At 68.2% G+C, this 23,447-nt stretch carries 26 protein-coding genes; 18 read left to right on the forward strand and 8 right to left on the reverse strand.

Features of this window, described 5'->3' with window-relative positions; translation table 11 throughout:
- Nucleotides 1–196 precede the first annotated feature (196 nt).
- Both NM1_RS01100 and NM1_RS01105 read left to right on the forward strand, forming a co-directional pair.
- Nucleotides 197–1,990: a DEAD/DEAH box helicase gene (locus NM1_RS01100; RefSeq protein ID WP_068012848.1), complete on the forward strand. Its 1,794-nt coding sequence runs from the start codon at nucleotides 197–199 to the stop codon at nucleotides 1,988–1,990.
- 48 nt (nucleotides 1,991–2,038) lie between these two features.
- Nucleotides 2,039–3,256, forward strand: coding sequence for an Rv3212 family protein (locus NM1_RS01105; protein ID WP_068012740.1), 1,218 nt, complete (start codon nucleotides 2,039–2,041; stop codon nucleotides 3,254–3,256).
- Here NM1_RS01105 and NM1_RS01110 read toward each other — a convergent pair.
- Entirely contained in the window at nucleotides 3,241–3,714 is a 474-nt protein-coding gene (locus NM1_RS01110; protein WP_068012742.1) for a PPOX class F420-dependent oxidoreductase, read from the reverse strand. The two genes, NM1_RS01105 and NM1_RS01110, sit on opposite strands and share 16 nt — an antisense overlap.
- 199 nt (nucleotides 3,715–3,913) lie before the next feature.
- On the opposite strand from NM1_RS01110, the gene ehuB reads away from it, so the two are divergent.
- The 7 genes from ehuB (at nucleotide 3,914) to NM1_RS01145 (ending at nucleotide 9,810) form a co-directional block, all read left to right on the forward strand.
- Complete coding sequence (ehuB, locus tag NM1_RS01115) at nucleotides 3,914–4,819, forward strand: ectoine/hydroxyectoine ABC transporter substrate-binding protein EhuB (protein ID WP_068012744.1); 906 nt, start codon at nucleotides 3,914–3,916, stop codon at nucleotides 4,817–4,819.
- Nucleotides 4,820–4,823: 4 nt separating this feature from the next.
- On the forward strand, nucleotides 4,824–5,549 hold the full coding sequence (locus NM1_RS01120) for an amino acid ABC transporter permease (RefSeq protein ID WP_068012746.1): 726 nt from the start codon (nucleotides 4,824–4,826) through the stop codon (nucleotides 5,547–5,549).
- On the forward strand, nucleotides 5,549–6,226 hold the full coding sequence (gene ehuD, locus NM1_RS01125; RefSeq protein WP_068012747.1) for an ectoine/hydroxyectoine ABC transporter permease subunit EhuD: 678 nt from the start codon (nucleotides 5,549–5,551) through the stop codon (nucleotides 6,224–6,226). The genes NM1_RS01120 and ehuD overlap by 1 nt, the downstream gene beginning before the upstream one ends.
- Before the next feature lie 43 nt (nucleotides 6,227–6,269).
- Nucleotides 6,270–7,034 (forward strand): ectoine/hydroxyectoine ABC transporter ATP-binding protein EhuA, encoded by a 765-nt coding sequence (ehuA, locus tag NM1_RS01130; RefSeq protein WP_068012849.1) that lies wholly within the window; start codon nucleotides 6,270–6,272, stop codon nucleotides 7,032–7,034.
- A gap of 66 nt (nucleotides 7,035–7,100) precedes the next feature.
- A complete protein-coding gene (locus NM1_RS01135) occupies nucleotides 7,101–7,709 on the forward strand; it encodes an acid phosphatase (protein WP_068012850.1) in 609 nt (202 codons plus the stop codon).
- Nucleotides 7,706–8,182 carry a GNAT family N-acetyltransferase gene (locus NM1_RS01140; protein ID WP_068012749.1) on the forward strand — a complete coding sequence of 159 codons (477 nt, stop codon included), beginning with the start codon at nucleotides 7,706–7,708 and terminating at the stop codon, nucleotides 8,180–8,182. The genes NM1_RS01135 and NM1_RS01140 overlap by 4 nt, the downstream gene beginning before the upstream one ends.
- 116 nt (nucleotides 8,183–8,298) lie before the next feature.
- Entirely contained in the window at nucleotides 8,299–9,810 is a 1,512-nt protein-coding gene (locus NM1_RS01145) for an alpha/beta hydrolase (RefSeq protein ID WP_068012751.1), read from the forward strand.
- A 99-nt stretch (nucleotides 9,811–9,909) separates the two neighbouring features.
- Here the strand turns inward: NM1_RS01145 and NM1_RS01150 are convergent, their stop codons facing one another.
- Nucleotides 9,910–10,347, reverse strand: coding sequence for a hypothetical protein (locus tag NM1_RS01150; RefSeq protein ID WP_246010947.1), 438 nt, complete (start codon nucleotides 10,345–10,347; stop codon nucleotides 9,910–9,912).
- 74 nt (nucleotides 10,348–10,421) lie between these two features.
- Here NM1_RS01150 and NM1_RS01155 point away from each other — a divergent pair, with 74 nt between their 5' ends.
- Together NM1_RS01155 and NM1_RS01160 are read left to right on the forward strand one after the other, a co-directional pair.
- Nucleotides 10,422–11,381 carry a diacylglycerol/lipid kinase family protein gene (locus NM1_RS01155; RefSeq protein WP_068012753.1) on the forward strand — a complete coding sequence of 320 codons (960 nt, stop codon included), beginning with the start codon at nucleotides 10,422–10,424 and terminating at the stop codon, nucleotides 11,379–11,381.
- Nucleotides 11,382–11,616: 235 nt separating this feature from the next.
- Nucleotides 11,617–11,871: a WhiB family transcriptional regulator gene (locus NM1_RS01160; protein WP_040750157.1), complete on the forward strand. Its 255-nt coding sequence runs from the start codon at nucleotides 11,617–11,619 to the stop codon at nucleotides 11,869–11,871.
- A gap of 148 nt (nucleotides 11,872–12,019) precedes the next feature.
- Here the strand turns inward: NM1_RS01160 and NM1_RS01165 are convergent, their stop codons facing one another.
- Together NM1_RS01165 and NM1_RS01170 are read right to left on the reverse strand one after the other, a co-directional pair.
- A complete protein-coding gene (locus NM1_RS01165; RefSeq protein WP_068012755.1) occupies nucleotides 12,020–13,534 on the reverse strand; it encodes a sensor histidine kinase in 1,515 nt (504 codons plus the stop codon).
- Nucleotides 13,535–13,602: 68 nt separating this feature from the next.
- The gene (locus NM1_RS01170; protein WP_068012757.1) at nucleotides 13,603–13,818 is read right to left on the reverse strand and encodes a biotin/lipoyl-binding carrier protein; all 216 of its coding nucleotides are present in this window, start codon (nucleotides 13,816–13,818) and stop codon (nucleotides 13,603–13,605) included.
- Nucleotides 13,819–13,919: 101 nt separating this feature from the next.
- Here NM1_RS01170 and NM1_RS44550 point away from each other — a divergent pair, with 101 nt between their 5' ends.
- Nucleotides 13,920–13,994, forward strand: coding sequence for a 50S ribosomal protein bL37 (locus tag NM1_RS44550; protein WP_373282057.1), 75 nt, complete (start codon nucleotides 13,920–13,922; stop codon nucleotides 13,992–13,994).
- A gap of 82 nt (nucleotides 13,995–14,076) precedes the next feature.
- Here NM1_RS44550 and rsrA read toward each other — a convergent pair whose 3' ends face one another.
- Complete coding sequence (gene rsrA / locus NM1_RS01175) at nucleotides 14,077–14,346, reverse strand: mycothiol system anti-sigma-R factor (protein ID WP_068012854.1); 270 nt, start codon at nucleotides 14,344–14,346, stop codon at nucleotides 14,077–14,079.
- An 11-nt stretch (nucleotides 14,347–14,357) separates the two neighbouring features.
- The gene (locus NM1_RS01180) at nucleotides 14,358–15,059 is read right to left on the reverse strand and encodes a sigma-70 family RNA polymerase sigma factor (protein WP_068012853.1); all 702 of its coding nucleotides are present in this window, start codon (nucleotides 15,057–15,059) and stop codon (nucleotides 14,358–14,360) included.
- A 416-nt stretch (nucleotides 15,060–15,475) separates the two neighbouring features.
- Here NM1_RS01180 and ybaK point away from each other — a divergent pair, with 416 nt between their 5' ends.
- The 3 genes from ybaK (at nucleotide 15,476) to NM1_RS01195 (ending at nucleotide 16,911) form a co-directional block, all read left to right on the forward strand.
- Entirely contained in the window at nucleotides 15,476–15,967 is a 492-nt protein-coding gene (gene ybaK, locus NM1_RS01185) for a Cys-tRNA(Pro) deacylase (protein WP_068012759.1), read from the forward strand.
- Nucleotides 15,968–16,048: 81 nt separating this feature from the next.
- Nucleotides 16,049–16,534, forward strand: a complete 486-nt coding sequence (locus NM1_RS01190; RefSeq protein WP_068012761.1) for a MarR family winged helix-turn-helix transcriptional regulator — start codon at nucleotides 16,049–16,051, stop codon at nucleotides 16,532–16,534.
- 83 nt (nucleotides 16,535–16,617) lie between these two features.
- Nucleotides 16,618–16,911, forward strand: a complete 294-nt coding sequence (locus NM1_RS01195) for a hypothetical protein (RefSeq protein ID WP_068012764.1) — start codon at nucleotides 16,618–16,620, stop codon at nucleotides 16,909–16,911.
- A 39-nt stretch (nucleotides 16,912–16,950) separates the two neighbouring features.
- On the opposite strand, the gene NM1_RS01200 is transcribed toward NM1_RS01195, so the two are convergent.
- A complete protein-coding gene (locus tag NM1_RS01200; RefSeq protein WP_068012766.1) occupies nucleotides 16,951–17,751 on the reverse strand; it encodes an SOS response-associated peptidase in 801 nt (266 codons plus the stop codon).
- Between the two features lie 202 nt (nucleotides 17,752–17,953).
- Between NM1_RS01200 and NM1_RS01205 the strand changes: the two genes are divergently transcribed.
- From NM1_RS01205 to rsgA, 3 genes are all read left to right on the forward strand, one after another.
- On the forward strand, nucleotides 17,954–19,462 hold the full coding sequence (locus tag NM1_RS01205; protein WP_068012768.1) for an aldehyde dehydrogenase family protein: 1,509 nt from the start codon (nucleotides 17,954–17,956) through the stop codon (nucleotides 19,460–19,462).
- 161 nt (nucleotides 19,463–19,623) lie between these two features.
- Nucleotides 19,624–20,928 carry a 3-phosphoshikimate 1-carboxyvinyltransferase gene (gene aroA, locus NM1_RS01210; RefSeq protein ID WP_068012770.1) on the forward strand — a complete coding sequence of 435 codons (1,305 nt, stop codon included), beginning with the start codon at nucleotides 19,624–19,626 and terminating at the stop codon, nucleotides 20,926–20,928.
- The gene (gene rsgA, locus NM1_RS01215) at nucleotides 20,925–21,926 is read left to right on the forward strand and encodes a ribosome small subunit-dependent GTPase A (protein ID WP_084519041.1); all 1,002 of its coding nucleotides are present in this window, start codon (nucleotides 20,925–20,927) and stop codon (nucleotides 21,924–21,926) included. The genes aroA and rsgA overlap by 4 nt, the downstream gene beginning before the upstream one ends.
- A gap of 21 nt (nucleotides 21,927–21,947) precedes the next feature.
- Here rsgA and NM1_RS01220 read toward each other — a convergent pair whose 3' ends face one another.
- Nucleotides 21,948–22,745 carry a DUF8176 domain-containing protein gene (locus NM1_RS01220; RefSeq protein WP_068012773.1) on the reverse strand — a complete coding sequence of 266 codons (798 nt, stop codon included), beginning with the start codon at nucleotides 22,743–22,745 and terminating at the stop codon, nucleotides 21,948–21,950.
- Nucleotides 22,746–23,447: the final 702 nt, after the last annotated feature.

Below are 23,447 nucleotides of genomic sequence, written 5' to 3' on the forward strand. Positions count from 1 at the left end.
CCAGATCCGCACCACCATTGCGCCGCGCCCAGGTCGATGCCATCCCGGTGTCCCGCAGCGGTCGAGGTGAGTACGAGTCGGATACGTGGTCGTCGCGGACCGCAAGGGTCCGCCCCACGCCTCGTGCGCGCGAGATGCGAATTTCACGAGGAAAGGCACGAACCTGAGCAAGATCACTGTCGAACAGGAGCCGGGGCTGACGGAAACGTTGCTGACGGCCGAACTCGACCCCACCCACACTGCCCCTTCATTCGCCGAATTGGGAGTGCGCCCGGAAATCGTGCGCGCACTCGGCGAGATCGGAATCGAACGCACTTTCGCAATCCAGGAACTCACGCTGCCGCTGGCGCTCGGCGGTGAGGACCTCATCGGCCAGGCCCGCACCGGCATGGGCAAGACCTTCGGATTCGGCGTTCCCCTGCTGCATCGCATTGCCACCGCCGATTCCGGCACCACCGCGCTGGACGGCACGCCGCGAGCGCTGGTCATCGTGCCGACGCGCGAGCTGTGCATCCAGGTCACCAAGGATCTGGAGAACGCCGGGAAGTACCTGACCAACCACAACGGCCCGCTGCAGGTGGCCTCCATCTACGGCGGCCGCCCCTACGAGGCGCAGATCGCGGCGCTGCGTTCCGGTGTCGACGTGGTCGTCGGCACCCCCGGACGCCTGCTCGATCTGGCCGAGCAGCAGCACCTGATCCTCGGCAAGGTCGGGGTGCTGGTGCTCGACGAGGCCGACGAGATGCTCGACCTGGGCTTCCTGCCCGATATCGAGCGCATCCTGACGATGGTGCCCGAGCAGCGCCAGACCATGCTGTTCTCGGCCACCATGCCGGGACCGATCATCACGCTGGCCCGCACCTTCCTGCACAAGCCCACCCACATCCGGGCCGAGGAGCCGCACGACTCGGCGGTGCACGACCGCACCGCGCAGTTCGTCTACCGGGCGCACGCGCTGGACAAGAGCGAGCTCGTCGCGCGGATCCTGCAGGCCGAGAACCGCGGCGCCACCATGATCTTCACCCGCACCAAGCGCACCGCGCAGAAGGTCGCCGACGATCTGGCCGACCGCGGCTTCGCCGTCGGCGCCGTACACGGCGACCTGGGACAGATCGCGCGCGAGAAGGCGCTGAAGAAGTTCCGCGAGGGCAAGATCGACGTGCTGGTCGCCACCGATGTCGCGGCCCGCGGCATCGACATCGACGACGTCACCCACGTCGTCAACTACCAGTGCCCCGAGGACGAGAAGACCTATGTGCACCGCATCGGCCGCACCGGGCGGGCCGGGCGCACCGGCGTGGCGGTCACGCTGGTCGACTGGGACGAGCTGACCCGCTGGGCCAGTATCGATTCCGCGCTCAGCCTGGGCATTCCGGAGCCGGTGGAGACGTATTCGCGCTCCCCCCACCTGTTTTCGGATCTGGGCATCCCCGAGGGTGCGACGGGCACGTTGCGGCGCAAGCCGGTTCGGGACGAGGATGCCGTCGTGGTCGAGCGCGAGCAGCGCACGCCCCGCAAGCGCAACCGCCGCCGCACCGTGCGCGGCAGGCCGGTCGAGGGCGGCTCCGAAGGCGATAGCGCCGGCACCGACGACACCGGGGCCGCAACCGAATCGAACACCGAACCCGCGGATTCCGCTGCGGCACCGGCCGGTTCGGAGGCCGGGGACGGCGACAAGCCCGCCCGCAAGCGCCGCCGTCGCCGCCGCAAGGGCTCCGGCGAAGGCAACGACGCCCAGACCCCGGACGGCCCGAACTCGGACGACACCCAGAACTCCGGGACCGCCGACACGGCCACGGACGCCGGAAACGACACCGCGGCGGGTTCGGACGACCGCACCGACGCCTCGGCCGACTCCGACGGCGACACGGCGGACAAGCCGGCCCGCCGCCGCAGGCGTCGCCGCAAGCCCGCGGGCGAATCCGGCGAGGGACACAACGGATCCGCCCCGGCGGACGCCGACTCCGAGTCCGTCTCGGCGACGGCCTGAGCGGCCCACCTCCTATTTCCGGCGCATCCATCCGCTACCCTCGCTGACGTGCTCGCACCTGAGCGGCGGACGCGCGCCGATATCCTTGCCGCAGTCGCGATCGCCGTCGTCGTGGCGATCGCGGCCGTGGTCGTCTGGGTGAACAGCGACGCCCGCGCCACCACGTCCGAGCCCGCCGCGCATCCGGTCACCGCGCCCACCACCGCGCTCGCCCTCCCCCAGGGGCTGCGCGAGCTGTGGCACCAGCCGGACGCGGCAAGCGCTCGGGCGCTGTCCTCGGGCGGCGTCGCGATCACCGGCGACGGCGGCACCGTCACCGGGCGCAACCCGCAGACCGGTGAGCAGGTCTGGAAGTATCAGCGCGATCTGCCGCTGTGCGGGGTGGAAAGCCAGTTCGGCACCGTGATCGCGACCTATCGGGACGACCGCGGCTGCAGTCAGACGACGCTGCTGGCCGCCGACACCGGCGCCCGCCGCACCGCGCGCAGCAGCTACATGGACCGGCAGGTGACACTGTCGGTCGACGGCACCTACACGCTGGCCCGGGGTTCGGACCGGCTGGAGGTGTGGCGCTCGGACCTGGTCCGCACCCTCGAGTACGGCTATGTGGACGCGCCGATCAACGTGCACACCCAGCCGCGCACCGACTGCACGCTGCAGTCGGCCGTCTCCGGTACTACCCGGCTGGCGGTGCTGGAACGCTGCCCCGGCGACGCCGCGGACCGCCTGACCGTGTTGAATCCGGCGCCCAAGGACAACACCGTGCCCGAGGAATACGGTTCCCACGTGCTCACCGAGCCGGGCGCCGTATCGGACAAGGCCCGCGTGGTCGCGGTGTCGGACAACCGGATCGCGCTGTACCTGCCCGGCACCGACACCTCCGCACCGGAATTCGCGATCTACGACCAGGGCGGCAATCCCGTTGCCGCACACCGGCTCACCGCTCCCCTGACCGACGACATCACGACCACCAGGGTCGGCTCGGCCTTCCTGGTCTTCACCGGCAACAGCCTGATCGCGTTGAACGCCACCACCTTCGACCCGGTCTGGACGGCCTCCGATTCACTGGGCAGTCCGGCGCTCATGGCCGGTCGGATTCTCATGCCGGTGACCGACGGCATCGCCGTGGTGGATCCGGCCACCGGCGCCCAGACGGACCGGATCCCGGTGCAGCGCAGCGATTACCGCGGCGAACCGATCTCCCTGTCGGTGGTCGGTTCCACCATCCTGGAGCGCCGCGGCGCCGATCTCTACGCGCTCGGCTGAGCGTCGCCCGTTTCGGCGCCGTCGCCGGTTTCCGCGCTGTCGTCGACCGCGTGCTCGGCCCGGCGCGGCTCGAACCAGGTCGCACCGGCCGGTTCGCCCGCCATGTTCCAGCTCCAGGACACGGTCGGCGTGATACGCAGGAAAAAGCCTGAACCCACCATTCCGGTGCGCTCCACCGGTCCCCGGGCGCGGCCGTACACCCGCAGGCACCGGGGCACGAACGGATCGAAAGAGACCAGATCGTCGAAAACCAGCGCGACCTGATCGTTTCCGGCGGCCACATTCCGGAATTTCCGGGTGGCGAGCACGGACTCGCCGACACCCCCGACCCAGAATCCGCGGCCGTCGAATTCGCAGGCCAGCGGCACCACATCCGGCTGACCGTCCGGTGCGACGGTGGCCATTCGGACCAGCGGCTGGGACCGGATGAAAGCAATTTCTTCCATATTGAAGGACATCGGCCGGGAACCTCTCGGTCGGCAGCGGAATCACCAGCACCGTACCCAAGGTGATTTGCCCAATTTTTCGAAAGCACTGCAATTTCTTGGCATTTGTGTGAGGTTCGTCATAGGCGACTCTGTCGGGCGCAGACTCTGCCTGAGCGCCCGTGCAAGGCCCCGGTAGGGCCGGCACGGACAACTGAAGAAGGAGTTCGTGATGAGGAAGACCAGGACAACGGGCGCGCGCGGCCGCCGGTGGCGCGTCGCCGCCCTCGCGCTCGCCACCACTGCCACGCTCGCCACCGCCACGGTGGCGGTGAGCGGCTGCGGCACCGGCGGGGGCGGATCGGCCGCGGTGACCTACGAGGAGGCCAAGACCTCCGGAAAGATCAAGGCCGGTTTCGCGAACGAGGCCCCGTGGTCGTATCTGGACAAGGACGGCCAGCTGACCGGGTACGCCCCCGATGTGGCGCGGGCGGTGCTGAAGAACCTCGGGATCGATGAAATCGAGGGCGTGGTCACCGATTTCGACGGTCTCATCGACGGTGTGCGGGCCAACCACTACGCGTTCGTCGCCGCGGGTATGTCCATCAAACCCAAGCGCTGCGAGAATTCCGATTTCGCCGATCCCGATTTCCAGGTGGGCTCGTCGTTCATGGTGCCCAAGGGCAACCCGAAGCACATCGAGAAGTTCACCGACATCCCCGGCTCCGGAGTGAAGATCGCGACCCTCGGCGGTGCGGTCGAGAACGGCTTCGCCGAGCAGGCGGGCGTCCCGGGCAATCAGATCGAGCCGATGGCCAAGCAGGACGACATCCTGCGCGCGGTGCGCAACGGCGACGTCTACGGCGCGGCGCTGCTGGATGTGACCGCCAAGTGGCTGCTGAAGAACAATCCGGACGCCGAGCTCGAGGTGACGCCGACGATCCAGGCCTCCGACAAGCCCGAGGTGGGCACCTTCAACTTCCGCAAGGGCGACACCCAGTTCCGCGACGACTTCAACCGCGAACTGCGCAAGCTGCACGAGAGCGGGGAATGGCTGCGGATCGTCGAGAAGTACGGGCTGACCAAGGCGAACGAGCCGCTGCCGACGATGACCACCGCGCAGTATTGCCAGCCCTGAGCCAGTGTCCGAGAATTTCGACACCTATCTGGAACGGATAGCGGCGGGACTGCCGTTCACGATCTGGGCGACGGTCGGCGGCATCGCGCTGACCGTCGTGCTGTCGTTCGCCGCCGGTGTCGCGATGCTGTCGCGGTGGCGGACGGCGCGCGCGGTGGCCCGGGTGTACGTGGAGAGTTTCCGCGGCAGTTCCGAAGTGGTCCAGTTGTTCTTCTTCGCGGTGGCCGTGCCGATCTTTCTGGGCATCCGGCTGGGCGCGACCGCCCAGAGCCTGCTGGTGATCGGCATCATCGTGCTCGGCCTCAACCATGGCGCGTATGGTGCCGAAATCGTCCGTGGCGCAATAAATTCCGTTCCACAGGCTCAGGTCGAGGGTGCGATCGCGCTGAATCTCTCGGCACCGCAACGGCTATGGCGAGTGATACTGCCGCAGGCGACGGTCGAGATGCTGCCGTCGTTCAACAACCTGTTCATCCAGCTGATGAAGGCCACCGCGATCCTGAGCTTCATCGCGGTGCCGGAGATCTTCAAGAAGGCCGACGAATTGCGGGCCGTCCCGGCCTTCGCGCGTGAGCTGGGGCTGATCTACGCCATGGAACTGGTGATCTATCTGGTGCTCGCGGTCCTCATCACGATCGTCATGCGGGCGCTCGAACGGCTGGCCGCGCGGCGGGTGGGCCGCGCGCCTCGGCAGCGTCGCAGCCGATTGTCGATGACGGTGGGTGCCTGATGCAGAAGTGGAGCTGGGACAGGTTCTTCGACGCCTTCCCCTATATCTGGGACGGCCTGCTGGTCACGATCGAGTTCACGCTGCTCGGCTCGCTGGTCGCCTACGTGCTGGGGCTGCTGTTTGCCGTGATCCGCCGGATGCGCATTCCGGTGCTCGACCAAATACTCTGGGCCTTCATCGAATTCGTGCGCAGCACCCCGCTGCTGGTGCAGATCTTCGTGCTGTACTGGGTGGTTCGCCCCGACCTGCTGGGCGGACTGGATACCGACACCCAGCGGTTGATCGTGGGCGTCACCGCGCTCGGCGTGCATTACGCGTGCTACACCGCCGAGGTGTACCGGGCGGGCATCGATGCGGTACCCGCGGCCCAGTGGGAGGCCGCGCGGGCGCTGAGCCTGCCCCGCGGCCGAACCTGGACGGATGTGATTCTGCCGCAGGCGGTTCCGCGCGTACTGCCGGCGCTGGGCAACTACACCATCGCGATGTTCAAGGAGGTGCCGCTGCTGTCGGCGATCGTCGTGCTCGACATGGTCTACCAGGTCAAGACCGAGTACGCGGCAGATACCGGCGGCGCCGGACCGGAGGCCTGGCTGGCCGTCGGCCTCACCTTCTTCGCCCTGAGCTATCCCTGCTCACTACTGGTACGAAAGTTGGAACATCGTGTCGGAACTGTCTGAAAGCCCGGCCGTCGAGCCGGCCAACGGCGACACGGCCACCCCGATCATCCGCTTCACGGAGGTGGTGAAGCGGTACGGCTCGAACACCGTGCTCGACAATCTCGACTTCGCGGTCGCCCCAGGCGAATTCGTCACGCTGATCGGCCCCTCCGGATCCGGCAAGACGACGATTCTGCGGCTGCTGATGACCATCGAGCGGGTCACCTCCGGCACCATCGAGGTGGCCGGAGATTATCTGACCCACATGCGCAAGGGCGAGCGCCTGGTACCGGCCGACGAGGCGCACCTGCGCCGGGTGCGCCGCCGCATCGGGATGGTGTTCCAGCAGTTCAACCTGTTCCCGAACATGAACGTGCTGCGCAACGTCACGGAGGGCCCGGTGCGCAGCCTCGGCAAGCCGAAGGCCGAGGCCGAGGCGCGCGCCCGCGACCTGCTGGAGCTGGTGGGCCTGTCGGACAAGCTGAAGGCCCGGCCCACGCAGCTGTCCGGCGGCCAGCAGCAGCGGGTGGCGATCGCCCGGGCGCTGGCGATGGACCCGTCGGTGCTCCTGCTGGACGAGGTGACCTCCGCACTGGACCCGGAGCTGGTCAGCGGCATGCTGCACCTGCTCAAGGACATCGCGGCCACCACCGACATCACCTTTCTGTGCGTCACCCACGAGATGCAGTTCGCCCGCGACGTCTCCGACCGGGTGATGATGTTCGACAGCGGCCGCGTCATCGAACAGGGCGATCCGGAGCGGATCTTCACCGCCCCGCAGCACCAGCGCACCCAGGACTTCCTGCGAGCGGTACTGGACCGGCCGTAGGTCGACTGCGGGCACGCCGGACGACTCCCGGTCGGCACGGGCGCCTGGTCGGGCATGATCGACTGCATGGGCGACACAGATTCTCGGCTGGTGCTGCTGCGGCACGGCGAAACGGAGTGGTCGAAGGCGCGCAAGCACACCGGGCGGACCGATGTGCCCCTCACCCCGCTCGGCGAGGAGCAGGCGCGCGCGGCAGGCCGTCTGCTGGGCGAGTTGAAGCTGCGGGATCCACTGGTTCTGACCAGTCCCAAGCAGCGCGCCGTGCGCACGGCGGAACTGGCCGGGCTGATCGGCGCGGCGGTCGACGACGACCTGGTCGAATGGGACTACGGGGACTATGAGGGCATCACCACGCCCGAGATCCAGCAGACCGCGCCGGGCTGGACCATCTTCACCGGTGACGTCCCCGGCGGCGAATCCCTGGACCAGGTGCAGTCCCGCGCCGACCGGGTGTTGGCCACGGTCGAACCGGCGCTGCGCAGCCGCGACGTGGTGCTGGTCGGGCACGGGCACTTCTCGCGCGCGCTGATCGCCCGCTGGGTCGAATTCGGCGTCCGCGAGGGACGACGCTTCTTCATGTCCACCGGCGGGGTCACCCTGCTGGGCCACGATCACCAGGCCCGCACCGTGCTGTCGCACAACCTGGTTCCCACTCTCGACGGAGGTGCCCGATGATCCGCCGCGCCGAACCTCGCGACATACCCGCCCTCGTCGAGCTCGTCTACGACCTCGCCGAATACGAGAAGTCCCGAGACCAGTGCCACCTCACCGCCGAGCAGCTGCACGCCGCACTGTTCGGGCCGGACCCGGCGCTGTTCGCCCATGTGGCACAGGACGATTCGAGCGGCGCGGTGCTGGGCTGCGCGATCTGGTTCCTGAACTACTCGACCTGGACCGGCACCCACGGCATCTACCTGGAGGACCTGTTCGTCAAGCCGGAGGCGCGCGGCCTCGGCCTGGGCAAGGCCCTGCTCACCGAACTCGCCCGCGAGGCCGTCACCCGTGGCTACCAGCGCGTCGACTGGGCCGTCCTGAACTGGAACACCCCCTCGATCGACTTCTACAAGTCGATCGGCGCCGAACCCCAGACCGAATGGACCGGCTACCGCCTCGACGGCGACGCCCTGACCGAACTCGGCGGAGACTGAGCAAGCCGGGGCCGAACATTGTTGCGCGGCGCTCGATTTCGCTGAAACGAATTCGACAGGATCGGCGATAGGGTCGGGGTCCGAAGTACGCAACGAGGGGCGCGCAGGGAGATCAGATGCGGACACGGTGGATTCGTTGGCTCGTACTGGGATTCGTGCTCGCGACCGCGATGCAAGCGGTACCGGCGGCCGCGGAACCGGGTGCCGACGCCCCCGCCGGTTCGGAGCGCTTCTACACCCAGCGTGTGGACTGGAAGCCCTGCAACGACACGGTTCTCGACGAAGCGGGGGCCGAATGCGCGGGCATCGTCGTACCGCTCGACTACCGGCGTCCGGACGCGCGAACCCTGACCGTCGCGATCTCGCGGATCCGGGCCACGGAGCCCGACGGCCCGCACCGGATCATGCTGACCAATCCCGGCGGTCCCGGCGGTCCGGGGCTGCGGATGATCACCACCGTCCGGGACCGGCTCACGCCCGAGGTGCGCGCCGGATACGACCTGATCGGCATGGACCCGCGCGGCGTCGGCCGGTCGGACCGGGTGAATTGCGCCCTGCCGCTGCCGACCATGTTGTTCTCCGCCGGATTCGACGCCTTCGGCCTGGCGCGCGACACCACCCTGGCGGCCGCGTTCGCCGCCTCGTGCCTGGCGCCGGATCCCGAGAAGGCTCGCAATATCAACACCCGCAACACCGCCCGGGACATGGATGTCATCCGGGGCGCGCTCGGTGCGCGCGAGCTGAACTACTTCGGCGGCTCCTACGGCGCCTACCTGGCCTCGGTGTACATCCAGATGTTCCCGCGGCGCAGCGACCGGATGGTGCTGGACAGTGCCGTCGACTCGGATCGCTACTGGCTCGGCATGTACCAGGACATGGGTCCCGCCAACGAGGCCGCTCTCGACGACTGGGCGGCCTGGGCGGCCACACGCGACGGCGAATACCACTTCGGCGCCGATGCCCCGCAGGTCCGGGCCTTCGTCGAGGACGTGATCCGCGGGGCCGCGAGCCGTCCCGTCGCCCGTGACCTCTTCCTCATCGATGAGCACACGGTGCCGATGATGCTGTTCGCACTGCTCCTGAATCCGCGATTCAACGCCGACCTCGCCGAGGTCGTGCGGATCGTGTCCGACGCCGTAACCGGCCTGCCCTTCGACCTGGAGCGGCTGAAGCAGAAGATCAGCGGCGCCAACCCGACGGAGCCCTCGGGCCTGGCCGCGGTCATGTGCGGCGACAAGCCCGCACCCCGTGATCCGTCGTGGTACCACCGCAATATCGAGGCCGCGCGGCCGGCCCAGCCGGTGTTCGGCGCGTTCGCCAACAACATCACCGCCTGCGCGTACTGGCCGGAACCGGTCGAGCCCGCCACGGAGATCGCCAACTCCACACCGGCGCTGATCCTGCAGGCGACCGGCGACCCTCGCACCGCCTACCGGAGCGGCGTCGCGCTGCACCGGAAGCTGTCGGCCTCGCGCCTGGTCACCCTGGACGGCACCCGCATCCACGGCGCCTTCCGCGTCGGCCTGAGCCCCTGCGTGAGCGACATCGTCAACACGTACTTCCGGGACGGCACCCTGCCGACCGCCGACGTCACCTGCCGACCCGACCCGAGCTACTTCACGGGGTGACCCGGCCATCTCACCGCCCTAGCGGCTGACACCCACCCCGAACATGGACGATTGACCAATAGTCGCTCTGTGGGGCGTTCGGGGCCCGGAACGGCGGTGCTACTCGCCGGTGTCGTAGACCTCGGCGGCCCAGCGCGTCGACGGCGGGGAGAACAACAATCCCAGCGTGACGAGCGCGACCAGACCCAGCGGGATGCCGAACTGCGGCTGGCCGCCGATCATGTACCACGACACCGGCAGCAGCAGGATCTGCGCGATCACCACGATGGCGCGCCCCCAGCGCCGCCCCCGCAGCAGCCCGATACCCGCCGCCAGCACCGCCCCGCCCAGGATCACGAACCAGGCCGCGGTGCCGTAGGCACTGGTCAGGCTCTGATCGGCGCCGGTCAGCCCGCGCACCACCAGCACGATCGCCACGATCACGCCGATGCCGCCCTCGAGCGCCGCCAGCGCGCCGGCCGCCCGCACCGTCGACGGCACCCGCTCCGGTGCCGTACCTTCGCCCGCCGCGCCGTCGTCCGCGTTCCGCTTCGCCACCCCGCCAGCCTAGAACCGTCGATTCTCTTGTCCCCGTCGCGGTGTCGACGGCGGTGTCTCAGTAGGCTGCTTACGTGCGGACGCTGCTGATCGTGAATCCGAATGCCACCTCGACGACACCGGCCACCCGCGATCTGCTCGCCCACGCGCTGGAGAGCCGGACCCAGCTGATCGTCGCGCACACCCAGCACCGCGGTCACGCGGCCGAACTCGCGCAGTGGGCGGCCACCAACGAGATGGATCTGATCGTGGTGCACGGCGGGGACGGCACCGTCAACGAGACCATCAACGGCTTCCTGCCGCTGCCGCAGGTCGCCGACGGGCAGGCGTGGATCCCCCGGCTGGGCGTGATTCCCGGTGGCTCCGCCAATGTGTTCGCGCGGTCGCTCGGCATCAAACCGGACCCGGTCGCCGCCACCAACCAGCTCATCGATCTGCTGTCGGTGGAGAAGGACCGGCGCATCGGCCTGGCCATCGCCGACGACCGCTGGTTCACCTTCTCCGCCGGCGTCGGCCTGGACGCGGACGTGTGCGAGGCCATCGATCACAGCCGCGCCAACGGACACGCCGCGACACCGGCCCGTTATCTGCGCACCACGGTCCGCCAGTTCTTTCGAGCCAAACGCCGGGAGCCGTCGGTCACCGTGCGCATTCCCGGACACGATCCGGTCACCGGAGTGCATTACGCATTCGTGACCAATGCCAGCCCCTGGACTTACCTCGACGCCACGCCGGTGGTCACCAATCCCGAGACGAGTTTCGAAACCGGTCTCGGGGTGTTTGCCATGCAGACCATGCGGGTACTGCCCACACTGTGGGTCGCTCGGCAACTACTGGCCACCGATGGAAACCCCAAGTCGCGCAATTTGTTTCGCGCCGACGATGTGCCGTCGGTACGCATCGAGGCCACCGAGCCGATCGGCCTGCAAATCGATGGCGACTTCATCGGCCGCCGGGAAGTGGTGGATTTCACCTCGATCCCGGAGGTGCTCGAGGTGATCGCTCCACGACCCGAATCGGGCCGACACAACTAGAGAAACATCGCAGTTGTGCTGCGAAAACCGGTTCGAGCGAGTACAAAGGACTCGGCAGGCCCCCGATGTAGGGGTCTTACAGCGTGAGCTTCCCCACGGTGCACCACAAAGCTATTGACATCTACGGTGTTCGTGAAAGCATTCACAAGCAACCGTGCGGAAACATTCGAGTCGCACAAGTGAACGGACCACAAACCCGAGGCGCACCGGTGCGCCCAGCAAAGGAGCAGAGAGAATGGACTGGCGCCACACTGCCATCTGTCGCGACGAGGACCCCGAGCTGTTCTTCCCGGTCGGTAACAGCGGTCCCGCACTCGCGCAGATTGCTGATGCCAAGCTGGTGTGCGCCCGCTGCCCCGTAACCGCCGAATGCCTCTCCTGGGCCCTGAAGTCCGGGCAGGACGCCGGCGTGTGGGGCGGTATGAGCGAAGACGAGCGTCGGGCGCTGAAGCGTCGCAACGCCCGCACCCGCACCCGCAGCGTCGTCTGACGTCGCTGCGCGTTACGGCCAACGCGATACCCGCACAGCCCGGCCCGTAACGCATTTTTCAGCCCGGCACCTCCGAGGTGCCGGGCTTCATTGTTTCTTGTCCACCCCGGCGTGCTCACTCCCCATCCCCGGCGCGCTTTTGCCGGGGCTAGCGAGAAGACCTGCGGCCCAAGGGAACTCGCAGCACCGCGTCGGTGCCGATATCCGCACCCGGGTGCAGGCCGATCGACCCGCCCAGCTCGGCGGTCACCAGCGTGCGCACGATCTGCAGGCCCAGCCGGTCCGAACCTTCCAGGCTGAACCCGTCCGGCAGTCCGCGGCCGTCGTCGCTGATGATCACGTCCAGCCAGCGCGCCGAACGCTCGGACCGGATGGTGACCGTGCCGTTCTCGCCCGCGTCGAAGGCGTGCTCGATGGCGTTCTGCACCAGTTCGGTCAGCACCATCACCAGCGGGGTCGCGCGCTCGGCGGAGAACACCCCCAGCGACCCGGCGCGGCGCACCTTGATCCGCGCGGTGTGCACGGTCGCGACATCGGCCATGATCGGCAGCAGCCGGTCCACGACCTCGTCGAGATCGACCTCCTCGTCCACCGACATCGACAGCATCTCGTGCACCGAGGCGATGGAGGTGACCCGGCGCACCGATTCGGTCAGCGCCAGCCGCGCCTCCTCGGCCTCGGTGCGGCGGGCCTGCAGCCGCAGCAGCGCCGCCACCGTCTGCAGGTTGTTCTTCACCCGGTGGTGGATCTCGCGGATGGTCGCGTCCTTGGACAGCAGCGCGCGGTCGCGGCGCTTGACCTCGGTGACGTCGCGCACCAGCACCGCGGCACCGGCCAGCTCACCGTGCGGGCGCAGCACCAGGGTGCGCAGCAGCACGGTGGCGCCCCGCGCCTCCACCTCCATGCGGCGACCCGACTTGCCGGCCAGCGCGGCCTGGATATCGTTGACGACCTCCTGGGCGTCGAACGGGTCGGTGATCAGCGAGCGCGTGGTCTGCGCCAGGTCCTGCCCCGCCAGTTCGCTCTGCAGCCCCATCCGGTGATAGGCCGACAACGCGTTCGGGCTGGCGTAGACGACGGTCCCCTCGGTGTCGATGCGAATGAAACCGTCCCCGGCGCGCGGGCTGGAATGCGAGCCGGTGCGGTCCTCCAGCGTCGGGAAGGTCCCGTCGGCGATCATCTGGCACAGGTCGTCGGCGCAGGCCATGTAGGAATGCTCGAGGCTGCCACGGATCTTCGACCGCTGCACGTCGGTGTCGCGGCCGAGCACCGCGATCACATCGCTGCCCACCCGGACCGGAATGGCCTCCCGGATGGCGTGGACCGGGGTGGGATGGTAGACCCCGGCCGATTCCCCGTCGGAATCCACCCGCACGATCTCACCGGCCAGCAGCGCCTCGAAGACCTGCGGATGATCCTCCTTGGTGGCGAGCGTGCCGACCAGATCCTCCGGATGCACCGTGGCGGCGGTGGTGGGTCGGGCCTGCGAAACGCAGACCACGTCGGCGCCCTCCGAGACCGGACCGGCCCCAACCCACAGCTGCAGATCCGCGAACGACAGGTCCGACAGAAGCTGCCAGTCCCCCACCACCCGCTGCAGATGATCTACGGCCGCACCCGGTAGGTCGGTGTGCTCGGCCAGCAGATCACTCAATGTCGACATGTAACACGCTCCTCACCGACGTGATTCTCCCTCACCCGTCGGCGTGGGTGCGCGGGCAGCCCGCAGCGTCAGGAGATTACGGCGATCAGGTCGCCCTTCTGCAGGACCTGTCCGGCCGAGACGTTGATCGAGGTGACCGTGCCGTCGGACTCGGCGACCACCGGAATCTCCATCTTCATCGACTCCAGCATCACGAGGGTGTCGCCCTCCTGGATGGCCGCGCCCTCTGTCGCGACGATCTCGTAGACGGTCGACACCATCTCGGCGAGCACTTCCTCAGCCATGACACCCTCTCGATCGGTCGGCACTGCACACGCCCTGCATCCGCTGGAACTACAGCCAACCACACGTGAAACAATGACGCCCGATCAGGAAGGAGATACCCATGGGTAAGCGGGGACGCAAGAAGCGCAGCCGTCGCAAGAGCGCGGCCAACCACGGCAAGCGGCCGAACAGCTGAGCCGTCACGGCCCGGCACGGTAGCGCCGAAAAGCACTGAGCGGCACGTCATCTCGAAGATGACGTGCCGCTCCGCGTATTCCTCAGGCCTCTCCGGTTTCGATCCGCGTCTCGGTGATCGTGACCGACCGGCGGATCTCCAGGGTCAGCCGCTCGCGCAGCGAATCCGGGGCGCGATCGCCGCCGCACTTGGTGCTGAGCAGGCGCTTCAGCTTCTCCTCCAGGCCGTAGGCCTCGATGCACGGCGAGCAGTGGTCCATGTGGTGCTGCAACCGCGCCCGGGTGGCGTCGTCGCACTCACCGTCGAGCATGAGCCAGACGTCGGTGAGAACCGCCGAGCAGTCCAGCTCCATATCGTCCCCACTCACTGCGTAACCTCCTGACGCCCCGCACTGCCCGTTCGATTCCGGTCGAATCCACGCTCGTGTGCCACATCGGCCAGCAGGCCCTTGAGCTGCTTGCGACCGCGATGCAACCGGGACATCACCGTACCGATCGGGGTCCCCATGATGTCGGCAATCTCCTTGTAGGGGAAGCCCTCCACGTCGGCGTAGTACACCGCCATCCGGAATTCCTCCGGAAGCGACTGCAGAGCCGCCTTGATGTCATCGTCGGGGAGCGCCTCGAGCGCCTCCATCTCCGCCGACCGCAGACCCGTCGACGTGTGCTCGGCCGTGGCGGCCAGCTGCCAGTCGGTGATCTCGTCGGTCGGGTACTGCGCGGGCTGGCGCTGCTTCTTGCGGTAGGAGTTGATGTAGGTGTTGGTGAGGATCCGGTACAGCCAGGCCCGCAGGTTGGTGCCCTCGCGGAACGACCGGAAGCCCTGGTACGCCTTCGCGAAGGTCTCCTGCACCAGGTCCTCGGCGTCGGCCGGGTTGCGGGTCATGCGCAGCGCAGCGCCATAGAGCTGATCCAGCAGCGGAAGCGCGTCGCGCTCGAACCGCTGCGCCAGCTCCGTATCGCTGGCGGTGCTGCGTGCCACGCCGGGTTGTCCGTCGTCGTCGACCGCCAGGTCATCGGGCGTACCGATGTCCTCGCGCTCGTTGTCGTCGCTCGTCACGCCCATCCCTTCGATCGCCGTAGCTGTTGAATCTACCGCGAGCGGGGTGGGCACCGAGAATCCGGTGTCGGGGGTCACGACGTCGTTCGGCACGAAAGACGGTGACCACCCGGCGGGTACCGGGCGTTCTTCGACCAACACGGTCACCGGCATCTCCTTCGAGTTCACTGGACTTGTTTCGCCTGATCCGGGCGCCTGGCGGACATTCGGCGTACCGCGTGCAACATGGCACGGGCCCACTGTGTTCCCACCACCAAGTGCCTGATGTCCGCGCGATGTGCTGAGGATCCCGGCGAAAAGCGTGCCGGGAATGCGATGGGGCCGCGAAGCCCTAGAGAGCGTGCCGGGAATGCAATGGGGGCGCGAAGCCCTAGAGAGCGTGCCGGGAATGCGGTGAGGGCGCGAAGCTAGGGTTGACCGGCATGGCAGGTGGTTCGACTCCGGCTATCCGCGCGCTGACCCAGGCGAAGGTGGCGCACCGGGTGCACTCCTATCCGCACGATCCCCGCAGCGATTCCTTTGGCACCGAGGCGGTCGCCGCGCTGGCCGACGAGCTCGGCGTGGTGGCCGAGCAGATCTTCAAGACACTGGTCATCGAGTTGTCGAGCGGTGGGCTCGCGGTCGCGGTGCTGCCGGTGCCGAACACGCTGTCGCTGAAGGCAGCCGCCGCGGCGCTCGGGGCTCCCAAGGCGGCGATGGCCGACCGGGCAAAGGCCGAGCGCACCACCGGCTACGTTCTGGGCGGCATCTCACCGCTCGGCCAGAAGCGGGCACTGCCGACCGTGCTGGACGACTCCGCGCTGCGGTGGGACCGGCTGCTGTGCAGCGCGGGCAAGCGTGGATTGGAGATCGAGCTGGCGCCAGCGGACCTGATCCGGCTCACCTCCGCGGTGACCGCCCCGGTGACCGCCTGAGCTGTGTTGTCGGCCTCCGCTTCGCTCCGGCGGCGCCTGTCACTGCTAGACATTTAATGACTCGAGGGAGGTGACCGTCGCGTGGACAGTGACGAGGTGATCGACGTGATCGGCCGGCAGCTGATTCGGCTGGGGCGCATCCGCGAACGCACCAACGCCCAGATCGCGGCCGCCTCCAAGGGCGAGATCGAGATCTCCGCCTACGGCATCATCTTCCGATTGCTGGAGGACGGGCCGATGCGGTCCGGCACGCTGGCCGAGGCCATGTACTCCGATGCCTCCACCATCAGCCGCCAGGTCGCGAGCCTGGTCAAGCGCGGGCTGCTGGAGCGCCGCGCCGACCCCGACGACGGCCGGGCCAGCGTTCTGATGGTCACCGATGCCGGACGGGACCTGGCCGAGCAGCTGCGGCGGCGCCGTATCGAGGTCCTCGAGCACATCGTCGCGGACTGGGACCATGCCGACCGCGAACAGCTCGCCACGCTGCTGCGCCGGTTCGTCGACGACTACGACACCGCCCGCCCGGGGTTGCTCACGCTCGCGGACACGCCGCGCTCACAGGTGTAATCACATGAATCACACCAATCACACCCGTACCTGTGCCTTACTTGATCAGGCCAGATTCGTTCGACCGTGAGGATGTGATGCGAATGTCCCACCGACAGCATGTGCGCACCATGGTCGTTGCCCTATTAGGCGGCGCGATCCTCGCAGCGGGATCCGGCGCGTCAGCGGGCGCGGCGCCGGGGACCGGGGACTATCCGCTCGGCGGCGGTAGCCCGGGCACGCAGCAGAAGTCGGAGCCGGAGAAGCGGGCGGAGAAGGTCCCGGAGAAGGCGGAGAAGCTGGGCGGCAGCACCACCGGCAAGATCCTCGACCTCGGGGAACACATCATCAAGTGCGGCCTCAACATCGCCACGCCCGAGATCAAGTGCCCTTCGTAGGGCAAGCACGCGGGACCGACGTATGAGTGCGGGCCGGGTTCAGATCAGGGTGGTCTGCCCGGCCTGCGGCGTATCCGCTCCCGACGCGGGGGCGCCCGGGGCGGCCGACAGGAGCTCGGGGCCGTTGTTGCGGACGCTGTTCACCAGCGACGACACCGGACGGGCAAGGATCTCCGAAACTCGTTCCGGCCCGGGGTTTTCCAGCAGCTCGTGCGGTGCGGGGTGATCGGGATCCAGCCACGCGTCCCAATGCTCGCGCGGCAGCACCAGCGGCATCCGGTCGTGGATCTTGGTCAGGTCGCCGACCGAATCGGTGGTCAGGATCGTGCAGGACAGAATCGGATCCATCTCCTGGGTGCGGTCGCGCCAGGTCGACCACAGACCGGCCATGTACAGGCGCGAGCCGTCCGCATAGGACATGAAATAAGGCTGCTTGACGGCCTTGCCCTTGGCGGCCGGGGCATCCTCGACCAGCCACTCGTACCAGCCGTCCATCGGCACCAGGCAGCGGCGCCGCTTCACCGCGTCGCGGAACGACGGGGCCGTCTCCGCGCGGTCGGCGCGGGCGTTGAACAGCGGTTTTCCCTTGGCCGGGACGCCGGGCTCGGAGGCCTTGGTCCAGACCGGGATCAGGCCCCAGCGCATGCGCCGGATCCGGAGCTTCGGATCGTCGTCGGGATGGTCGCGGTCGTGCCGCTCGACCACGGTGAGCACCTGGTTGGTGGGGGCCACGTTGTAATTGGGGCGGTCGAGTTCGGGCGGATCACCGGTCTCGTCGACGGCGTCGAGTTCGGCCGCCAGCCGGGCCGGATTCGCGGTGGTCGCATATCTGCCGCACATGCCCCCATGCTGCCACCGCACACCGACAAATTTGCGACGACAATGAAAGCGCGGTGCGCCGGGTGCGGATTCGCCGCCGCCGACGCGCCACGAACGACGCGCACCACGAAAGATGGCCGAAAATATAACTGAAGGCAGTTGACTTCACATCTACGGTATGAGAACTTCGTGCCGTAAATCTCTCACTAGGGGTCGCCGAATAATGTCCACCACCGAGTCCACCGCCATCGCCGGCGAGACCACGCTGACCTCGGTCAATCCGGCCACCGGCGATGTCATCGCCACGCACCCGATCGCCGACGAGCAGGCGGTGCACGCGGCCGTCGCCAAGGCCCGCACCGCCGCCGCGACCTGGGGGACGCTGACCTATGCCGACCGCAAACGGTATCTGCTGCGCTGGGCGAGCCGTCTCGTCGCGAAATCCGACGAACTCTGCGATCTGATCCACGCCGAGAACGGCAAGACCCGCGACGATGCGTTCCTCGAGCTCATGCTGACGCTCGAGCACATCTCCTGGGCGGCCAAGAACGCCGAAAAGGTGCTGAAGACCAAGAAGGTCTCCCCCGGCGCGCTGATGTCCAACTTCGGCGCGTACATCGAGCAGCGCCCGCTCGGCGTGATCGGCGTGATCGGCCCCTGGAACTACCCGATCTACACCCCGAACGGGTCGATCGCCTACGCGCTGGCCGCGGGCAACACCGTCGTCTACAAGCCCAGCGAATATTCCACCGGCATCGGCAACTTCGTCGCCAAGGCATTCGCGGAGGCCAATCCCGAACTCCCCGACGGCGTCTTCACCACGATCAACGGGTACGGCGCGACCGGTGCCGCGCTGGTCAAGGCCGATATCGACAAGGTCGCCTTCACCGGCTCCGCCGCCACCGGCAAGAAGATCATGGCGGCCGCCGCCGACCGGCTGACCCCGGTCCTGCTGGAATGCGGCGGCAAGGACGCCGTCATCGTCGCCGCCGACGCCGATATCAAGGCCGCGGCCGACGCGGTCGCCTACGGCGCGACCATGAACAGCGGCCAGACCTGCGCCGGCGTCGAGCGGGTGTACGTGGACGCCTCGATCAAGGACCAGTTCGTCGCCGAGGTGAAGAAGATCCTGACGAGCGTGCACCCCGGCTCCGACGACAAGGCCTCCTACGGTCCGATGACCATGCCGAGCCAGATCGATATCGTGCGCCGCCACATCGAGGATGCGCTGAAGAACGGCGGTACCGCGGTGCTGGGCGGCCCCGATTCGATCAGCGGGCCGTATATCGAGCCGGTCGTGCTGGTCGACGTGGACGAGAGTTCGGCGGCGGTGCGCGAGGAGACCTTCGGCCCGACGGTCACCATCCGCACCGTGAAGGACGTCGACGAGGCCGTCGAGCTGGCCAACAATTCCACCTACTCGCTGGGTTCGGCGGTCTTCTCGCGCAAGCACGGGCTCGAGATCGCGCGCCGGATCAAGGCCGGGGCCACCTCGGTCAACTCGGTGCTGGGCTTCGCGGCGATCTCCGCGCTGCCCTTCGGCGGCGGCCGCGACTCCGGTATCGGCCGCATCCACGGCGCGCCGGGCATGCTGGAGTTCACCGCACCGCACTCGATCGCGGTGCAGCGCTTCACGATTCCGGGCATGGCCCTGCTCAGCTACGCCCGTACCGAAAGCACCATGAAGCTGCTCCGCCGGGTGGTCCCGCTGCTCCACGGGCGCCACAAGTAGCGAATCGCGAGTCGTCGACCCCGCCGCGGGACATCCGCGGTGGGGCCGACGTATCCGACCGATATGCCATATCCCCTGGTCGGATCTCCGATTCCGGCGCGGGTCGGGACAAGTTCGTGACCGCGCGGCTGCGGAAACCTCTCGTAGGCGAAGATGGTGGGGTGAGTTTCTGGCCAGCCCCGCATACCGACCATGCCGTGCACGCGACCGTCGCGCTGCCCGGGTCCAAGTCCATCACCAATCGGGCACTGATTCTGGCTGCGCTCGCTGACCGGCCCTCGACCATCACCGGTGCGCTGCGCAGCCGCGACACCAATCTGATGATCGCCGCACTGCAGGCCATGGGCACCGAAATCACCGGTGAGGCAGACACTCTCACCGTCACCCCGGCGGAGACCCTGCACAACGCCACCATCGACTGCGGGCTGGCCGGGACCGTGATGCGCTTCCTGCCCCCCGTGGCGGCGCTGGCGCACGGCAATGTCGCGTTCTTCGGCGACGAGCAGGCCCGGCTGCGCCCACTGGGCACCATTCTGGACGCCGTGCGGCAGCTCGGCGTCGACATCGAGGGCAATACGCTGCCGTTCGTCGTGCACGGCACGGGTTCGCTGCGCGGCGGGCAGGTGACCATCGACGCCTCCGGGTCCTCGCAGTTCGTCTCCGGGCTGCTGCTGTCGGCGGCCCGCTTCGAGGAGGGCGTGACCGTGCGCCACGAGGGTGCGCCGCTGCCGTCGCTGCCGCATATCGCGATGACCGTGCAGATGCTCGGCCAGGCCGACGTGCGGGTCGAGGCGCCCGGCAGCCCCCGCGCCGAGCAGGTCTGGACGGTGACGCCCGGCCCGATCCACGCCGTGGACTGGGATGTGGAACCGGATCTGTCCAATGCCACGCCGTTCCTGGCCGCCGCGGCGGTCACCGGCGGCGAGGTGACGATCCCGCACTGGCCGTCGCTGACCACCCAGCCCGGCGATGTCATCCGGGAGATCCTGGTGCGCATGGGCGCCGAGGCCCGCCGCTTCGACGGCAGGCTGGTCGTGCGCGGCCCCGACCGGCTGGCGGGTATCGACATCGACCTGCACGATGTCGGGGAGCTGACCCCGACCGTGGCGGCGCTGGCGGCGCTCGCCGATTCGCCGTCGCGGCTGCGCGGCATCGCGCACCTGCGCGGGCACGAGACCGACCGGCTGGCGGCGCTGTCCACCGAGATCAACCGCCTCGGCGGCCAGGTCACCGAGGCCGAGGACGGGCTGCACATCGTGCCCGCCGCCCTGCGGGGCGGCACCTGGCACTCCTACGCCGACCACCGCATGGCGACCGCGGGCGCCATCCTCGGGCTGCGCGTGCCGGGGGTGCAGATCGAGGACATCGGCACCACCGCCAAGACGCTGCCGAACTTCGTGAACCTGTGGGACGCAATGCTTTCCGACGGGCAGGTGGATTCGACCACGGCGGGAGCGGCGCACTGAGACGCCGCGAGTACGACGAATCCGATGTCCGGGTGCGCCCGGGCAGGGGTTCGCGTCCTCGCACCAAGACCCGGCCCGAACACCGAGATGCGGTGCCCGCCATGGTCACCGCGGTCGACCGCGGCCGATGGAGCTGCGTGCTGGACGGCGATCCGGCGCGACCGATCGTGGCGATGCGGGCCCGCGAGCTGGGCCGCACCCCGATCGTGGTCGGAGATCAGGTGGACGTGGTGGGCGACCTGTCGGGCCGCCCCGACACCCTGGCCCGGATCGTGCGGGTGGCCGATCGCCGAACGGTGTTGCGGCGCACCGCCGATGACACCGACCCGTTCGAGCGGGTGGTCGTGGCCAACGCCGAGCAGCTGTTCATCGTTGTCGCGCTGGCCGATCCGCCACCCCGCACCGGCTTCGTGGAACGGGCCATGGCCGCGGCGTACGCCGGTGGCCTGCAACCGATTCTGTGCCTGACCAAGCACGATCTGGCGGCGGAGTCCGAATTCGCCACGGAATTCGAGGATCTCGACCTCACCATCGTCTACGGCGGACGCGACGACCCGCTGGGCCCGATCCACACCCTGCTGCACGAAAGCCTCACCTGCCTGCTCGGGCACTCCGGCGTCGGCAAGTCGACGTTGGTGAATCGCCTTGTGCCGCAGGCGGAACGGGCGGTCGGCGAGGTGTCCGGCGTCGGCAAGGGGCGGCACACCTCGACCCAGTCGATCGCGCTGCCCCTGCCGGACGGCGGATGGGTCATCGACACCCCCGGCATCCGCTCCTTCGGCCTGGCCCACATCACCCCCGACGATGTCATTCAGGCCTTCGCCGATCTCGCCGACGCCATCGAGGACTGCCCCCGCGGCTGCACTCACCTCGGCCCGCCCGCCGACCCGGAGTGCGCGCTCGACGATCTGCCCGGCAAGGAGCGCCGTGTCGCCGCCATCCGTCTCCTGCTGGTCGCCCTCAACTCCAACGACCCCTGGGTCGTCGGAAACACCTAGGCGCATTGGGTCCTGAGGGCACTACCGATCGCGGATCTCGTAGATCACGGTGTGCCCGTCCCGGACGACCGTGCGCATGCTTTGTTTGTAGACGGCCACGGCTCCGGTCGGACGATGCTCCTCGATGTCGACATCGAACCACTCCGGCAGCCGTTCGACGATGCGCACGCAATGGGTGGTGCCGACAGGGATCTCGGCATCGATGGCTTGCTGCAGCAGCTCCGCGGACGCCACGTTGACCGTGTCCGGTGCCACGAAGGTCTGCGCCGCCCGCCCGTTGCGCTGGGTGTAGTACGCGTGCTCGAACCCCAGAATCGCCCCGGCCCCGCTCACGGTGTCCCCCGGGCCGTTGCCGGAGGTGAGGCTGTCCCTGCGCTCGGCCTCGCACGCCTGACCGGCGGGAGCGGGCACGGGCGCGGCGGCGACCGGTACGGGCGCACCGGCCGTTCCGCCGGTGACCGACACGAGGAAGGCGCCGAGGGCGGCCACCGCCGCCACCAGCACGAGCGCGAGGAGGACAAGCATCCGGCGCGGCCCCCGCTTGGCGCCGCGCGCCTTGCGGGCCGGTGAGCCGAGTGCCCGCTGCACCATATCCGGATCCAGCGCCAAACCCGGCTCCGCCGGGGACAAGGGCTGCCATGCCGTGTTCGGCTGCGCCGGTGGCACATCCCGCGTCAGCCAGTCGGGCGGCCCCAGCGGAGGACCGAACCCCGAGTTCGGAGGCAGGCCGGAATCGGCCCGTACAGGCATGTCGGATCGGCCGCTGTCCGAGCCCACCAGTTTCTCTCCCTTGCCGCGCGAGAGGCCTCGCGCGCGCATGATCTTGCCACCCCTCCGGGGCATTCACAACGGGAGTGTGTTCCCAATTTTGGGAACAAGGGACAATTATATTCAGGACCGATCGGAACCTCACATGCGAGACGTCGCACGTACCGACCGGACCGGACTAACGAATAAAATAGACCGAGAAATCGGAAACAATTCATGGCCGCTCAAATCAACATTCCGGAATACGGCATATCGCGGCACCCGCGTCGACCGATCCCGCCCCTCGCTATGAGTTACGTCCCGGAAACACGCCGATCGAGCAGCACCTCGGCGAGGCGGGCACGGACCGTACCCCGCATGGCCAGCCGGTCACCGCGCCACAGGCCGGAAAACCGTGACGCGCGTCTCAGACCAGGCATGTTAGTCGCATCACATGAACAGACCGATAGGCATGTTCGCGTTCGCGCATCGAGTTCCACGAACCGAGCGCATCCTTTCCGCAAACCCCCACTGCACGGCCGAATCGCCAGGCTCCCGAAAATTCTGAATCGGTGGCATTTCGAAAATACACTTGTGACCCAGCTCTCCAGGTGGGACCGCGGTCACGGTTGTGCCCCGGGGCAGGCAGTTCTACGGTTACCCCGATGGTCGATGCGGCCCATTATTTATTTCCTTTCATATTTCGATGCACCAGAAAGCCTCAGGCCTGTAGAAAATGGTTCAGCCAAACCCTCGGCACAGCAACGAAGTTCA

The sequence above is a fragment of the Nocardia mexicana NBRC 108244 genome, assembly GCF_001613165.1.
Taxonomy (GTDB): Bacteria; Actinomycetota; Actinomycetes; order Mycobacteriales; family Mycobacteriaceae; genus Nocardia; species Nocardia mexicana.